Source organism: Acidobacteriota bacterium (assembly GCA_035529075.1).
Lineage (GTDB): Bacteria > Zixibacteria > MSB-5A5 > GN15 > FEB-12 > DATKXK01.
Genome location: DATKXK010000003.1, coordinates 1 through 15,316, shown reverse-complemented (window position 1 = coordinate 15,316; position 15,316 = coordinate 1). Strand labels below are relative to the sequence as shown.

Genomic DNA, 15,316 nt, shown 5'->3' with positions numbered 1-15,316 from the left:
CGCAACGAAGCGATCGTGGCCCGGTTGCGGGAGTGGCGACATCCGTTCGAATTGTCGACGGCGGCCGGAGCGTGGGTCGAGCAGTACAACGAAACCTACCTGTATTCGGCGCTGCGCTACAAATCGCCGAACCGGATGGAAGCAACCTATGGCCCGACCACGAGGAGTTTCTTAGACACCGCTTGCCAATGGGGGAGCCTTACAATCGGCAATTCATCGTACTTTGCCATTTTCAAAAATCAAATTCGATGGGGCTACGCCCCATACCCCAAAGAGTCAAATAGTCAATTAATCCCGGACGAAACGAACAGAAAAACCGTGGTGCCTACTGTAGTTGACGTTACGGAGGACCTGCGAACCGCCGTAATTCAGGCCTCGGGTCCACGCGTAGCTAAAACTGTACTCCGTAGAGGACCAAATGTAGGCGGAGCTACCCAGATTGCTGAAGGTACCATTCCAGCTGCGGTACCCGCCTGGCAACGCGGTGAAACCGCTTTCATTTGTTGCGCCGGCGTTAGGGCTTATCCAATGCGATGTGCCAGCTTCTTTTAACTTGTCGCCTTCATCAGTACCGCGCCAACCAAAAGCATCCGCCTCAGCCTGGCTCATACCAAGATACATCTCCAGTTGCTTCCATTCCTCATCCGTCGGCACATGCCAACCCGCTGGCGCAATGTTACGGCTGTCATCTACTGCATACCAGTTGTACAACCTCCCATAGGTAGCAACATTAACTGGGTTATTATCATATTCGCAGTAGGCCCCGGTGCTAAGACCGGACCATGTGCTGCCGTCGGTCACGTTCGGAATTTGGTCGCCGTTGCGATAATGGGTTACCTTCAAGTTCTCTGCCATCCAGACCTGCGTCCCTATTGTCACAGTTTGATAGACATTACCGTCTATATCCGTTACTGTACCCGAAGAAGCTGTCGTCGTGAATGGTTGAGCACTGCCATAGCCCGTGCCAGCGCTGTTTGTGGCATAGGCCCTGACATAATAATCTGTACCAGCAGTCAAACCACTGATGGAACTGGTAAAACCGCCCGTACCCGAACCATCGCTAGTCTTGCTGTCAGTAACCGCGGGCGTTGGGCTCGTGCTCCAGCAGACCCCGCGAGCCGTTACTGCCGCTCCACCATCCGACGTAATGTTACCACCACTCTGAGCTGTAGTTTGTGTTATGGCGCTGACAGTAGTAGTGGTAAGTACCGGCACGCTGATGTCAGGTTCCGTACCTTTGTCATCTCCGCAACTCAATAATACGGATAGGCACAACAGGACAGAAACCGGCACAAAGCAGTTGGGGTAGAAATTCTTCATGGTTGTCCTTCCAGAGATGAAGTCGAATACGCTCAGGATAATATCGCCGCACATTCCTTGGAAGTCAAGCTGGACTTGTGACTGACAGCTGCGAATTCAGGTAGCCAAAGAAAACCAGACAATTCAGGTCTGGATAGAGGAGTTAATAGAAAACAACGTCAGGCCGGGTTCCAGGAGGCGCCAGACTACCTGAGAATGTGGCAGAGCTCGTCGCAGAGGCCATGCAAATCGTTCGAGGGACCAGGGCGACATTGCTCAACGCGGATTTATCATCGGAAACGGCCGAGAATGATAGCGAGAAAGCCCGCACCCCACGGGGGGCTGTTTTGGCCGTGCAGAGGATGCTCGACTCGCTGTTACTGGCGCCCGGCCGCTCAGGGTTTGAAACCTGGGAGGGCGACAGTACGTTCAAGGGATGGGTAGGCTTGCGATAAGCCGGCCGATATAGTATATTAGTAACGGTTCTTTGACATGTGAAGAGGCGGTTTCTCTTCGCTGTCCCGCACGAAACTGATCTTGCCTATGGGGGTGACCTGGTTTCGACGGGTATAGTGGGGGGTTGCCAGCGTGCCGGGGTTGTCTGGGTCCCCGTTATCAAACCGGGCAAAACCAGCAATTGGCGAATACAATTACGCCATGGCTGCCTAGTATCTAGCGCAGCCCGTTGTACCTGGACCTTTGTCTCCAGGGCCGGGATACAGCGTCGCTAAAGGAGGCTCGGCTCTCTGACGCCTTTAAGGAGAGCTTAAAGTAAAAGGCTGGCGGTAGTCGTGGCCCGTCTTCCGGCAGCGGCTATCGCGAGAAAATAAAGGAAGGCTACGCACGTAGAGGGCGGCTTGACATTATACTCGGACGGGGGTTCGATTCCCCCCACCTCCATTTGTTATAACCTAATATAAACCAAAAGCTTGCAGCGACATGCAAGCCGGATCATTTGCTTATACCCCCCACCGGTTGGCTATATCGCTGAATATCATGCAATAACTTACGACGATCACAGTCACGATTTGGTCACAGCGCACGGGGCTTACCTCGCCTGCACTCATCAACAACCTTAAGGACTTTTGGGATTAGGCGGAATGGAAGGGCACCGGCGGTAGCTTGATTGACGGTCCCGGAGAACATAACATCAAGTTGCGGGCAGTAGAACAACCAGGAGCCGGTCGAGCCAGTGTGACCGACAACAGCTGGAGCCGGGTAAACCGGCCGAAGATATCTAGGTAATTTTCCCAGCAGGCGAAGAAGCGGATCGTGAAAACGCATCAGTCCTAAACCATATTCAATAGGCCATGAGGGTAAGCGCGCGGCTGCTCTGTCCAGTGGAATGCCAAAGCGAACCCAGCCCTCTTGCATAAGGGAAAGCGTTTCAGGGTTGGCGAAAACCTCACCCCTGATGAGAGCACGCAGAAACTTCAAAGTATCCTCAACTGTACTGTAGACCGCCCACGAGGAGTGCAGCATGAGAGGAATATCTAGAGGCTCTTTGTCATACATAATCATTGCTGGCGCGGGGGTCGAAACAGTCGGCCCCGATTGACCCGCAAGCCACGTGTGATGCATATTGAAAGGTTTGAATAAAAACTCCTCATGTACCTTATGCAACGGCTTACCTGTCACAGACTCTATAATGGCTATGAGTAATATGAAATTAGTGTCGCAGTAACGCGCCTTTTGCCGCTTCAACCCCAGAGATTGGGGAGCGAAGTGAGGGGAAAGCTGATCACGTACAATGTATAGAATATCTTGTATGCCCAGTGACATATCGCCGTAACGGACTAAACGTTCAAGGAGGCTTGAACCGGCTTTCGGTCTATCTTCCAGCCAGTCTCCAAGACCAGAGGTATGGCTCAAGAGATGCCTGATTGTGATGATGTTGGTGTGGTCCTTTCCGCCCCACCTATTTAGACCGCCGATGAGGTTTTCCGAAAGATAGGCAGAAATCGGTTCATCCAAAACGATGCTACCTTGTTCATAAAGTTTGAGAATGGCTGTCGCGGTCAGCAATTTATCAATGCTGGCAATGAAGTAAGGAGTATCTGGCTGCATCTGTGGTCCACCGGGTCTTGCCTCTCCAGCTGCTCCCATCCACTGAAAAGAACCGTCACCACTCTTAACTGCTAAGACAGCATGCGGTATTTTCCCCTTAGAAACTAGGTTGTGCAACAGTTTCTGCAACTGCTCACACAGAATGTCATCGGCCTTTGTCATAGCGTTCAATATGTTCACGATCTGTCGATTTATCCACTATTAAGGCGGGGTGGTCAGACAAGTGCCGCCAAGTTGATTGATTGCAGGCCGGAACCTGCTAGTAGATTCTACCAGTCCCCATAAGCAATATTGAGCCAAGGGAAGCATGGTAGCCAATTCAGCAGAAAAGGCCACGATAGATCTATGGAAAAGCGGTCACAATTTGGTCACAATACGGTGGAAGTCCTTGTGCCACAACGCGAGTCGGGGGTTCGATTCCCCCCACCTCCATTTGTATAATCCGTTACAAATCAACAAGTTACAAGTCGGGCGGGGGTATTGTACCCCCCACCCGCTTTTGTAAGTCTATATCCTTCAATAGAATCAAATAGCGCCACTCTGCCCTGATCGCAAAAACCCCGGTTGGTCATGCTGGTTTTTTTGAATAGCGTATGGAGTCTATTCCATCATTTGACGCGGGACCACCTTTACTGGTGCCCGCTGAGGGGCAACTGTTTTCGATAGCTTTCGTAATGCAATAATGAAGTATCAAGATTCCCGAGAAGTGGTGGCCGGGAAAGGATTATCATAATTCCGGGAACGACTTTCCTTGTTCGTACGACTTAATCAAAGCACTTTACGAAAAGATAGGTTTTGTCAAAGTTGAGACCGAGGTTTTACCAACGAAGTTCAAGTGAGGCCGCAAGGCGATGAGAAGAGAAGCGTACTTTGCCTGGTGAGGAATCAAATGCAATCAATAAAAACAGAAGGAGCCAGTATGACTGGGACTGGAGTATTAATATTGAGCCGGACTGGCTTTACGATTTTGGTGTGGCTGATTGGCGCAACGTTGGCTTTCGGCCAGGCCGATGTTCGCGAGAGAATTGAGGAGATTGTGAAGGCGGAGGAGGCCTGGGACCTCTTCTCCGGAGCGGTCCTGGTCGCCAAAGATGGTGATATTGTATATGCCAGGGGGGTTGGTGAGGAAAATAAAGAGTACCGAATACCTAACACGCTGGAGACCAAGTTCAACATAAGTTCGATACAGAAAACGTTTATTTCGACCGTCATTATGCAACTCTGTCAGGAAGGGCTGATATCTCTTGATGATCCCTTGACGAAGTTCTACCCCGAATGTCCGTGGAAAGCGGCCAACGAAGTTTGCGTGCGGAATCTGCTCAATCACAGTACAGGGCTCGGTGACTATCGTGATGATGCGGAATACCGGGCAAATGCGGACAACTACTCCAGTATCGATGATGTGCTTCCGTTAGTATTCAGATTGGAAGAGCCGGTTAAATATGTTCCCGGTCAGCGGCTCAGGTATTCAAATACTGGTTTCCTACTTGCCATGGGCATCATTGAAAGAACTGCTGGCAAGAAGCTTCAGGAAGTTCTCAAGGAGCGGATCCTGGCGACTCTGGACATGAACAATACCGATTTCCTAATCAGCGGGGAATTGCTAGAGCACCGCGCCACGGCCTACCGGCTAGCAGATGACGGCGAGTCATATTTGCGGGTCCTGGACGAGCCGTCAGCCTATACCGGTGGAGGCATCTACACCTGTGCTCTCGACCTGCTAAAATTCGACCAGGCCTTTTATGGTGAAGAATTGCTGAGGGAGGAAAGCAAGGATATCATGTTCACGGCGTTTGAGGATACCCCGTTCGGTCTTGGGTGGATCGTCGTTACATTCGGTGGTACCAAAGTTATTTATCACGGTGGGAATTCCGGCGGTTTCAACTCTGAGCTACGGCGTTACCCTGAGAAGGGCTATACGATAATTGCACTTTCCAACTATGAGGGAGCCGCAACTGAACTGGCTAACAAGATAGACTGTATGCTGCTGGGACTTCCTTACACCATAGCATCAGAGTACGATAGAGACTATCGACGGGGCATGCTCTGTCAGGACAGAGGCAACTATAGCGATGCAGTGACCTATTTCGAGAAAGGAGCACAGACAGATCCGCCTTATATGCCGTCTCTTTACCAGGCAGCCCGGACCCGGCTCTTAGGTAAATTTGAGCAGGCTCGGGCGATAGAGTTGCTTGACCGATATATCGAGTTTGCGGATAGTACAACGAACCCCTCGGCAGCTGCGGCCTGGTGGCGAAAAGGTGTCGCATATGAGCAGATGGGTGAGATCGAAAAGGCAATAGGATGTCACGAGAAATGTCTTGAACTGAATCAGGGGTATTCCGATGCGCAGGCAGCATTAGAAAGGCTAAGTAAGTCGAAGTAGCGCTTTACATCACAATGCGCAACTTCGTTAGTGTGTCCTGTAAGGACCCAAATAAACGGTCACAATCTGGTCACAATAGGGTGTAAGCCATTGTGCCGCAACGCGAGTATGGGGTTCGATTCCCCCCACCTCCATTAAGATAACTCGATACAATTCAACAGCTTATAAACCGGACGGGGGTATCATACCCCCCACCCCTGCCTCTGTAAGTCTATATCCCCCAATAACACTGAATAACGTAACACCATTTTGGAGACGATTTGGTCACACTGAACACAGATAACATAGTCTCACATATAAGCCTATTTGTGCTTTACTTAGTGATTGATATATTGTTATATTTGTGGCACATAAACTATCAGTAGAATCGAACTGGAATGAAGAAGGAATCTAACGCACATACCAAAGATCGAATGATTCACATTCGATTGGATGATAAGACTCACAAGCGATTAAAAATAAAGGCTGTCCAGGAGGATACGAGCATCCAGAAACTGGTTGAAGACTTGATTCTAAGAAGCTTTTTGAAATCCCGAATGAAGGAAGGGCGGTAATGGCTGATTCTGACAATGATCGGACACAATCATTTGTAGCCCTGACTAAGGGAACGAAGGTGTTGCATTACCGGATTGTCGAGAAGATCGGCGCCGGTGGGATGGGTGAGGTGTACTTGGCCGAAGACACTGATCTCGAACGAAACGTCGCTCTCAAATTCATGCCTGCTCACGCAGCATCGAATGCCGATATGCGCGCGCGGTTCACGCGTGAAGCTAGAGCGGTGGCTGCGCTGAACCATCCGAACATCGTTACTATCCACGAAGTCGGCGAATTCAACGGGAGGCCGTTCTTTGCTATGGAGCATGTGCCGGGCGAGGCGCTGCGTACGGTCATCAAGCAGGGCAGACTATCTACAAACGAAGCAATCCGTCTGGCGATGCAGATCTGCGAAGGTCTGCATGAAGCTCACTCAGCGGGTGTTGTCCATCGCGATATCAAACCGGCGAATATCATAATTGATACCAAGGACCGGGCGCGCATTCTTGACTTTGGTCTGGCGATGGTCTCAGGTGAGGATAGACTGACCAAGACCGGCTCGACACTTGGAACAGTCGGCTACATGTCGCCGGAGCAGATAGTAGGTAGAAACGTTGACCATCGTTCGGACCTGTTTTCGGTGGGCGTGATACTTTATGAGATGCTGACTGGTCGTCGTCCTTTCGAAGGGGACAACGATGCCGCCGTCGTCAAAGCGATTGCCGATTCAACACCGGAACCAATCGCCCGATTTAAGTCCGGCGTTACGGGGGAACTTCAGCAAATCGTTGATCGAGCTCTGGAGAAGAATCTGGAGACCCGCTATCAAACGGCATCGGGCATGCTGGCCGATTTGAGACGGCTGGTATCCTCGGAGAGCGTGGCGATTCCGAAGAAGAAAGTGCCACGGCTTGCCTGGTTGGCAGGCATTGCGGTGCTGATCATAGTTGTCTGGGGCAGCCTGCAGCTTACGTCGTGGCTGAGTCCCTCGGCGGTGGCCGCGAAATCTATTGCCGTGGTGGATTTTGATAACGTCGGCGCGGCGGAGGATGCCTATCTAGCCAGCGGATTGGCCGAGGATCTCTCAATTAAGTTGCGGCAATTGGAGGGAGTCCAAGTTGCCAGCAGCGCCGATATCCGTCGGTTGGCCAAAGAGAACTTATTGCCGCGGGAGATAGCCTCACGTCTGAAAGTTCAGTATGCTCTGGGCGGCTCACTTCTTCGCCAGGACAGCCTGGTCAGAATCAATGTCGAGTTGATCGACAGGGAGTCGGGCAAGGTCGTTTGGTCAGATCAGATCAATAAGCAATTTACCGAGATATTCCAATTTATGGATGAAGTGTCATTGAGGATTGCTCAGGCTCTCGAAATCCGGCTGACTCCTCTCGAAAAGGCTGCGATGGCAGTCAAACCGACCGATAATACGGGGGCGTATGACCATTATCTCCGGGGGCGCCACTATTATTACAACATTACGTTCAGGGACAATGAGCTTGCCGAGCGGGAGTTTGAACGAGCCCTGCAAAGTGACCCGGATTATCCCTTGGCACTGGCCGGCTTGGCAGATGTGTTTGTACAGCGGTACAAGGAGCGTTTCGATTACGACGAGTATTGGCTGGATTCGTCTGAGGTCTTAATTGAGAAGGCACTATCTCTTCAATCGAATCTTGCCGAGGCTTACGAATCGCGGGCCGAACTATATCTTCAGGAAGACAACATAACTGGCGCCATCGAAGCGTCCGAGAGAGCACGGGATCTGCGGCCGGATTGGGATGAACCGTACGTCCATCTCGGGGACATTTACTATCAACAAGGTCGATTGAGAGCAGCCGGGTCTATGTATGATACAGCTCTGAGCTTCCGGCCAAGCGTCGATGCATTCTGCGGGAAGGGCAACGTGTATCAATCGATGGGTCTCTATGATTCTGCATTCGACGCCTTTCGGTCTGCCGAGAGAATCAATCCTGGACATGATCGCCCCTATATCGACTTGGGTGAGCTAGAGGAAGAGAGGCACAGTGGAGAAAGCGCCGACAGTCTATATCGTCTCGCCATCTCAGTGAGGCCAGATCATTCAACCGGATATGTCAAACTAAGTGATAAATTGTTCTACAGAGGCAGTATAAGAGAATCCGAAGATCTTCTCCGCGACTTTGTGAAAAGATACCCTTACAATTGGGAAGCTTATGAAGAACTTTATTACTACCTAGTATGGGTAGAGGATTACGCCGGCGCAATGAGCGTTATCGAGGAGGCGGTACAACGTAACCCAAATCGTGTCTGGCCTTATCTTCTGCTGGCCAGATCATATGCAGAAAGACTATCCCAAGAATCTTCCTCTGAGGGAATCGGAGATACGCCGGAGAAAGCAATACTGGCGGTCGAACGGGCCGTAGCATTGCGGCCGAACTCAGGGAGGGTGCTGGAGTCAGCCGGCTCGGTATATACGGCTCTGAATCGCTTTGAGGATGCCATGCGGTTCTATGATCGGGCAATGAAGGCTAGACCAGGATCGAATATTCTCCCTGCTTCCATCGCACTTTCGTTTTATAGAGAGCGGCAATACGAGAAAGCTGCGGAATTTGCCATCGAGGCAACGCGGCGAGCACCCGGAGTCGCGCGTTACTATTACTTCCTTGGGCAGCAGCTTGGGCCACTCAATAGACGGCAAGAATTCTTGGACATAATGAAACGAGCCGCGGCAGAATTCCCTGACAATGCCGCAATTCTCTATTATCTGGCTCAAGAACTGTGCATAGCAGGCTCGTATGACGAGGCCATCGCTGTCTATCGACGATCCCTTGCCCTCAAAGAAAGCCACGAGATACTGACCCGCCTGGCATTTGCGCAGTGGTTAACGGGCGACTCGGAGTCGGCTCTGGACAACTTCCGCAAGGCCAGGGACTCCTGGTCGTCGGCCCACTGGATAGTCGCAATTCTACGCTCTGAAGGTCGACATGATGAAATCCGAAGGTATCTTGACAGCATGAAAGTACAATCGCCTGACTATAAATCCGGGTTGGACCACTGGGCCGAAGTTGCACCCTCTTACTACCAGTCGATGCGTCAATATGATGAAGCGCTGGCTGCTTATGCTCTGTATCTCGAAAGTGGGGAAGCGACCCGTATGGCGGAATTTATAACTGACATGGCATATTGCTACAGACAGAAAGGGGAGCTCGATAGCGCAAGATTCATACTCGAGAATCTCGCTTCGACCGCTGCCGCAATTGTCAAACCTGATATATTGATGGATATCGCGCAGCTGGAGGCAATATCGAGACCAGACCTGACTTCCGCGCTGCGACTGGCGGAGGAAGCCCAATCCGGATTGATCCCACCAGATATGGCGGCGACGGAGCGACTGATGCTCCTTCAGTATGCCAGTGGCCAGACCAAGGAGGCCGTGAAGTCGCTCGGACAACTGACTACCCGTGGCTCATGGACGACCTATTGGGGATCGATCCATTACAGGAGGGCCCAGATGGCGGCGGCAAACGGCCTAAGTGATTCTATCCCTTACCTTGAAGACGCCATCCGAAGTTTGACTTACCTGGCGCGGGGGGATTACGGTCTTGGTTCACTTGCATATATGGGTGAGGGGATATTGCCATTTCGTGCTTTGGCGTTAGCCAGAGCCGAGAGACGCAATGAGGCCATCAGCGAAATCAGGCGATCCATCAAGTTGGAACCTGAAAATGCCCAAGTTGCATACTGTGCAGCATGCCTCTATTCCGTCTTAAGTGATACGACCCAAGCGCTTCATTGGCTGCAGACAGCGGTAGAGCGCGGCCATCTGGTACTCTGGTGGGCGAAGGTCGATCCCGACCTTGATCCACTCAGGGGATTGCCGCGCTTCAAGGAGATCATGAACGACTGGGATAGCCGCATTCAGGCAATGGTAGCACGTTCCGGAAAGATGGAATGAGTAACGACCACAGAGATAACGATCGCACGGAATCGGTGGGTGGTTTTGGCGAACTTCCTGATCGACTCCCGATCGAGCGTCTTGGTCACGACCTGGCCGCGATACAGTGCAATCAGTCTAGCCACCCTGACTCTCCATCTTTATGTCGTACGGCCTTGTCTCAGTAGCCTGACCCTACTTTGAATCCACCGGGGTGTAGAGAATCTTGTGGCCTGCAATAACCCTCACGTTGCCATCCGACAGGAACTCCCATTGTGACTCCGTGTCATGCACACTTCCGTCGGGCCATACCTGCTGGCCAAGAAAAATCAGGACTGAATCCTGCAAGCTTACGGTGCCAGTGCCCACATATCCGTTTGACGTCATCGCTAGGAAAGTGACCAGGTTCTTTGCCCGATCAAAGTAGTATATATTTCGTCGTGTCATATCTGAGCTGCTTGACGATCCGCTCATCTGGACAGCTGCACCGTCAATAATCGGCTCCCAATTCATATAGAGAGTCATTGATTCATCAGCGTCTTCGAAATGACCTTCCCACTGTTTGCCGATGAGATCTTCAAAGATGCTCAGGTTTGTGTCCAGTACCGGACCGTTGGCCATTGCACTAGTCGACGCAAAGATAATCACACATGCCATTGCTATGCAGTTTGATTTTAGCATAACTCTCATTCCTCATGTAGGGTCTATTCCAGCCTTAAATACGACGAGACCGCTGCCCGAGTTCCGTGTTTTCCCCGGTCTATCCGAATATTCGAGTTGCATCTGGTCTGACTGGCTGGCCGAACATTTGGCGGACGGCGTTAATAACAGCCGGTACTCTTTGCGATCCCACACTAGATATGTGCTGAAGAACAGATAGTGTTTCTGAAAGAGAGCCCAGAAAAAATGGTCACAATACGGTCACAATAGGGTGTAAGTCCTTGTGCCACAACGCGAGTCGGGGGTTCGATTCCCCCCACCTCCACCAACTTTGTTGGTCTTGCCAACGATACTCCACCAATGATCAATGGCGTCTCAGACTGAGTCGTCAAGATAAGGGAAGTCCTTTTGACACCAACTTTGTTGGTTTTGCCAACGATTCTCCGGCGATAGCCTATATAGTACCAGACTGAGTCATCGCGTTAAGCGAAAAAGCTTCGGACAGCGGCGGGGGAACACCTCAGGATCGTTTGTCAAATGCAGTAACATCGAAATATCAAATATGGCATTTTTGGTTGTCAGGTTTCTCGCGATTGTATTTCTTAGAATCGGAACCCGACCTACTAAGGCTGATGATAAATGATGGTTATGACCTCTAAGTCACTCTGGATCCTTGCCGTTTCGGTGTTGCTGTTGTCCGTAGTTCCTGTGAACGTGGTGGCCGGTGAAGCCCCCGGGTACAGTCGGGCATTCACCGGCACTCCCTGGGACGCTGGTCAACGGATGTTCTATGCCGACTCTCGTTGGCGCGGTGGCGACTGTGCATCTTCGGTCGACCTGGGTGACGGCCGCGTACTCTGGTTATTCGCTGACAGCTACGTCGCCGTTGCTCCGCCATATGTTCGAGACTCCTGTTGTGTCACCATGATCCGCAATTGTCTGGGGATTCAGACAGGCTATGATCCGTCAACAGCTGGCTTCAAGGTATACAGGCGAGGTACAGAACAGACCCCGAGCGCCTACTTTCCACACGATGACACTAGCTGGTACTGGCCAGGTAACGCTGTGAGGATTGACAGCTCTTTGCTAGTCTTCCTAATGCATCTCTGCCCCAGTGATTCTGGACTTGGCTTCAGGGAGTGTGATGACTTTCCTCATGCCGCTTTCCTGGTGGATCACATTGGTGGGGATCCGCTAGAATGGACTATTACGTGCTTGACCCTTCCGGAGACTCAGTTTGGAATCATGCTCGGAGCAGCCCCCCTTGTTCGTCAACCCTATGTGTACTTGTTGAATGTGGACGTCCAGGATCCGAGTGATGCGTCGATGTTTCTTTCTCGCTGGCATACCGACAGTGTGCTGATCGGTTCAACAGCGGCCATTGAGTGGTGGGTGGGCGACAGTTCCGCCTGGGTTCTCGATGCAGAACTCCGTTCAAAGCCGCCAGCGATCTTTGCCGACGGCGCAACGGAGCTGTCTGTAGTCTATGACGACATAAATGAGTGCTATGTGGCCATTCAGACTGTTGGATTCGGTGCTGCTGATGTCATGATGCGCACCGCACCCGCATTAACCGGGCCATGGTCGGAGCTGCAACTGGTATTTGAACCGCCTGAAAAGCCGGTGCCAGATGTCATGATTTATGCGGCCAAGGCTCACCCTGAGATCGTGGGGGCCGACCTGATAATCACTTACAACACCAATGGACCCATTGAGACGATCATTGCAGACACGAATATCTACTATCCGAGATTCGTTAAGCTCAACTGGAAGCAGTGAGCACAGGCGCAGACAACAGCATTTGTACCAAGGTATACTCACTTTTACGCGTGAAAAACGGTCACAATTTGGTCACAGTTGACCCTGCCCCAGTTTGGGTTGCAATGTAGAGCGGAAATACTTGTCTTACAAAGAAAGCTCATTACTGGATTGAGGATTCTGGTCCATGACGGCTGACGAATCACATGATGATCGCGAAACGCCCTTGGCGGCGCTTGCAGGGCTGCTTGAGTTGTTTCGGCAGGGGCATATCATTAAGCTGGACGCGGAGCGGAGAGGAATGGAGTTGCACACCGGTTCGCTGACAGAGATGTGGAATAGAAAGTTCCCTGGTTTTCCGAGCAAGTATTTCCCCTACACATCCTTTTGGGGTCAGCACTTCCGCGGTCGGCGAGACGCTTACTTGAAGAACATCATTGTCCAGCTGCTATCCGATCGCGATTCAGCCGTCACAACTATCGTCAATCCTGCATGTGTCGCTGGATGGCATGCAAGTGATCTCGCTTCACGGCTCACACGTGTCAGGGTCATCGGAACAGATATCGACCCACGTTGGAATCGGATTTACCAGCTTGTGAGAGGCTTTCGCTTTCCTGAAAACTACTCATTCGTGAAAGATAGTATCTTCACACCGCAATTGAGTGTGCAGCCAACGGCCGTTGTGTTTTTTGGAGCGTGCGGTGCTGTTTCGGATGCGGCTCAGGATTACGCCATAAACTCTCAAGCCAGGTATCTAATGTGTCGGACCTGTTGTCACGACAACATCGGTGGAAACGTCTCAGTCATAAAGCGCTTTAACAGCGTCAACCGCTTCTTCAGATTCAAGAACTGGGTCTATGGGAGAATGAGAAGCCGTGCCAAATACGCCGGCTATTACTTCTCGGACAAGTACTCTCGCAATACCTATCCCAGAAGTGAGACTGGCAGGAGTGTGAGCACCCCAGATGAGTTCCAGGCGGTTGCGAGACATTCTGCCGACAGTGATATCTGCAGAGCGATTATCGATCTGGACAGGTATTTATACCTGGTGGAAAAGGGATTCAGTGTACTATATCAGGGTGAGCTATTCGTCGCGGAAAGAAGAGTAAAAGGTGAAAAAAAACGGTCACAAAATGGCCACAATAGGGTGTAAGTCCTTGTGCTGCAACGCGAGTATGGGGTTCGATTCCCCCCACCTCCAATATATTAGGTCTACGTTTACTATATTTGCATGGTAGTCGAAATGCCGTGAGAGCTTGCCATCAACCGCTCTTATTTAATTGCCAGATAGAGTAGTTCAAGAATGCGGCGAATGATACCCAGGCAAGATACGGCAAGAAAAGCATGCCAGCGGTGGTGCTCACTCGCCAGAAGGCTATCATAGTTACAAGTATCATCGACCATAACGCCAAGATTTCTGCAAACGCCAATCCCGGCCTCTGCATGCCGAAGAATATCCATGACCACATTCCGTTAAGCACAAGTTGCACAACGAACAGTGTCAGGGCGAGACTTGCCCCAGAAAATCCTGCCCGTCTCCAAACTAACCATGCAGCAACGCCCATGCTTAAATAGAGAATTGACCATACCGGCCCGAAAAGGTACCCCGGTGGCGTCCATGATGGCTTCTGGAGTTGAAGATACGACTCACCCGGTGTGAATCTCGAACCAACCCAAGCTGTAAGAAAACAGAGGCCCACCCATGCTAACAGGGCAATGATCTGACCTGCAGGGCTCGTTTCAGACGTTTCAGAGAGCTTGATCATGGTCTTTTTCCTCCGATTGCCAGCACGTGCTGACTTTCCACCGACACACCAAAGTCTGTGACTTCATCATTGCCTATCAGAATCTCCAGGTCGCGCCTAACACCAAATAATTCACTAGTGCAAAGGTGTAAACCTCAGCGTTGTCGGCGCCCCCTTCAAGAAGGCGATAACCAATATTGAATTGCAGATTCTTTGAGGTGCTTGCGGTTAGCGCCAGAAGAGCATCCTCCGCCCGTCCTTGTGGGGCGGCCAAGGCGTCGCCATCAAGAAGAACTCCAAAGCGCGAACTGATCGTCCACTGGGCTCGGAAGTTGATCAGCGGCACGAAACCGGTATTGGTCTTCTCAGCTTTCTGCCCGCCACCTTCGACGCCAATCGCGGCATCTCTGATCTTTCCAGTAAAACCGATTCCAAGGCGCAATCTATCGCGACGATAGAAATCGTAGCGATACGTCAGTCGATACGAATCGAATCTGTACTTCGCTTTCACAAACGTGTTGGAGGCAAATTCACCTCCTGCGAACTTGAGGTCCTTCTCCAGTCTGCCTTCCGCGTTGAAGGTCAGGGGTGCAATCAGTATAGACAGGCTGTGTTTGTCGCCAAACATGCGGGAAAATCGTGCCCGCCAGAATACGGTTTGGTCGATATCAAGATCGCGCGAGAGCGAGAACTTCGTACCGGTATTCCCGGGGATTCGCACATTATTGTACCCGCTGACAGCCAGCCCGGTCTCGGCGTCAATTTGCCACCTTGCCTGAGCCGCTACCGGAAAGACTAGTCCAACCAGTAGCACCACCAATGACGTGCCCCCGGTTGTTGTACCACTTCCTAAGTTAGTCCTATCATAACATTTTTGTCAAGCTGGTTGGGTGGTTGAATCGCTTCGGGAGCCGGCGGACGATACCTGAGCGAACTGTGCGGACGCCTGGTGTTGTAGTG

At 51.4% G+C, this 15,316-nt stretch carries 10 protein-coding genes, 1 other RNA gene and 1 pseudogene; 5 read left to right on the top strand and 7 right to left on the bottom strand.

The window, feature by feature from the left end; translation table 11 throughout:
* Positions 1 to 288 precede the first annotated feature (288 nt).
* Positions 289 to 1,320: a fibrobacter succinogenes major paralogous domain-containing protein gene (locus tag VMY05_00410; GenBank protein ID HUV29537.1), complete on the bottom strand. Its 1,032-nt coding sequence runs from the start codon at positions 1,318 to 1,320 to the stop codon at positions 289 to 291.
* Positions 1,321 to 1,844: 524 nt separating this feature from the next.
* Here VMY05_00410 and ssrA point away from each other — a divergent pair.
* Positions 1,845 to 2,202: a transfer-messenger RNA gene (gene ssrA / locus VMY05_00405) on the top strand.
* 129 nt (positions 2,203 to 2,331) lie between these two features.
* Here the strand turns inward: ssrA and VMY05_00400 are convergent.
* Positions 2,332 to 3,546: a serine hydrolase domain-containing protein gene (locus VMY05_00400; GenBank protein ID HUV29536.1), complete on the bottom strand. Its 1,215-nt coding sequence runs from the start codon at positions 3,544 to 3,546 to the stop codon at positions 2,332 to 2,334.
* Between the two features lie 739 nt (positions 3,547 to 4,285).
* Between VMY05_00400 and VMY05_00395 the strand changes: the two genes are divergently transcribed.
* Both VMY05_00395 and VMY05_00390 read left to right on the top strand, forming a co-directional pair.
* On the top strand, positions 4,286 to 5,752 hold the full coding sequence (locus VMY05_00395) for a serine hydrolase (GenBank protein HUV29535.1): 1,467 nt from the start codon (positions 4,286 to 4,288) through the stop codon (positions 5,750 to 5,752).
* A gap of 553 nt (positions 5,753 to 6,305) precedes the next feature.
* Complete coding sequence (locus VMY05_00390) at positions 6,306 to 10,214, top strand: protein kinase (GenBank protein ID HUV29534.1); 3,909 nt, start codon at positions 6,306 to 6,308, stop codon at positions 10,212 to 10,214.
* Here the strand turns inward: VMY05_00390 and VMY05_00385 are convergent.
* Positions 10,178 to 10,339, bottom strand: coding sequence for a hypothetical protein (locus VMY05_00385; protein HUV29533.1), 162 nt, complete (start codon positions 10,337 to 10,339; stop codon positions 10,178 to 10,180). The two genes, VMY05_00390 and VMY05_00385, sit on opposite strands and share 37 nt — an antisense overlap.
* A gap of 49 nt (positions 10,340 to 10,388) precedes the next feature.
* The gene (locus VMY05_00380; GenBank protein ID HUV29532.1) at positions 10,389 to 10,874 is read right to left on the bottom strand and encodes a hypothetical protein; all 486 of its coding nucleotides are present in this window, start codon (positions 10,872 to 10,874) and stop codon (positions 10,389 to 10,391) included.
* 1,224 nt (positions 10,875 to 12,098) lie between these two features.
* Here VMY05_00380 and VMY05_00375 point away from each other — a divergent pair.
* Together VMY05_00375 and VMY05_00370 are read left to right on the top strand one after the other, a co-directional pair.
* A complete protein-coding gene (locus VMY05_00375) occupies positions 12,099 to 12,632 on the top strand; it encodes a DUF4185 domain-containing protein (GenBank protein ID HUV29531.1) in 534 nt (177 codons plus the stop codon).
* A 166-nt stretch (positions 12,633 to 12,798) separates the two neighbouring features.
* Positions 12,799 to 13,764 carry a hypothetical protein gene (locus VMY05_00370; GenBank protein HUV29530.1) on the top strand — a complete coding sequence of 322 codons (966 nt, stop codon included), beginning with the start codon at positions 12,799 to 12,801 and terminating at the stop codon, positions 13,762 to 13,764.
* 109 nt (positions 13,765 to 13,873) lie between these two features.
* On the opposite strand, the gene VMY05_00365 is transcribed toward VMY05_00370, so the two are convergent.
* The 3 genes and pseudogenes from VMY05_00365 to VMY05_00355 form a co-directional block, all read right to left on the bottom strand.
* Positions 13,874 to 14,377: a TspO/MBR family protein gene (locus tag VMY05_00365; protein ID HUV29529.1), complete on the bottom strand. Its 504-nt coding sequence runs from the start codon at positions 14,375 to 14,377 to the stop codon at positions 13,874 to 13,876.
* A 76-nt stretch (positions 14,378 to 14,453) separates the two neighbouring features.
* Complete coding sequence (locus tag VMY05_00360; GenBank protein HUV29528.1) at positions 14,454 to 15,176, bottom strand: hypothetical protein; 723 nt, start codon at positions 15,174 to 15,176, stop codon at positions 14,454 to 14,456.
* 68 nt (positions 15,177 to 15,244) lie between these two features.
* Positions 15,245 to 15,316: pseudogene (locus VMY05_00355) on the bottom strand (integrase catalytic subunit).

Excerpts from the sequence above, each read along its gene's own strand:
- VMY05_00370 (HUV29530.1), top strand. The coding sequence starts at position 12,799 with ATGACGGCTGACGAATCACATGATGATCGCGAAACGCCCTTGGCGGCG.
- VMY05_00380 (HUV29532.1), bottom strand. The coding sequence starts at position 10,874 with ATGCTAAAATCAAACTGCATAGCAATGGCATGTGTGATTATCTTTGCG.
- VMY05_00395 (HUV29535.1), top strand. The coding sequence starts at position 4,286 with ATGACTGGGACTGGAGTATTAATATTGAGCCGGACTGGCTTTACGATT.
- VMY05_00390 (HUV29534.1), top strand. The coding sequence starts at position 6,306 with ATGGCTGATTCTGACAATGATCGGACACAATCATTTGTAGCCCTGACT.
- VMY05_00365 (HUV29529.1), bottom strand. The coding sequence starts at position 14,377 with ATGATCAAGCTCTCTGAAACGTCTGAAACGAGCCCTGCAGGTCAGATC.
- VMY05_00410 (HUV29537.1), bottom strand. The coding sequence starts at position 1,320 with ATGAAGAATTTCTACCCCAACTGCTTTGTGCCGGTTTCTGTCCTGTTG.
- VMY05_00375 (HUV29531.1), top strand. The coding sequence starts at position 12,099 with ATGCTCGGAGCAGCCCCCCTTGTTCGTCAACCCTATGTGTACTTGTTG.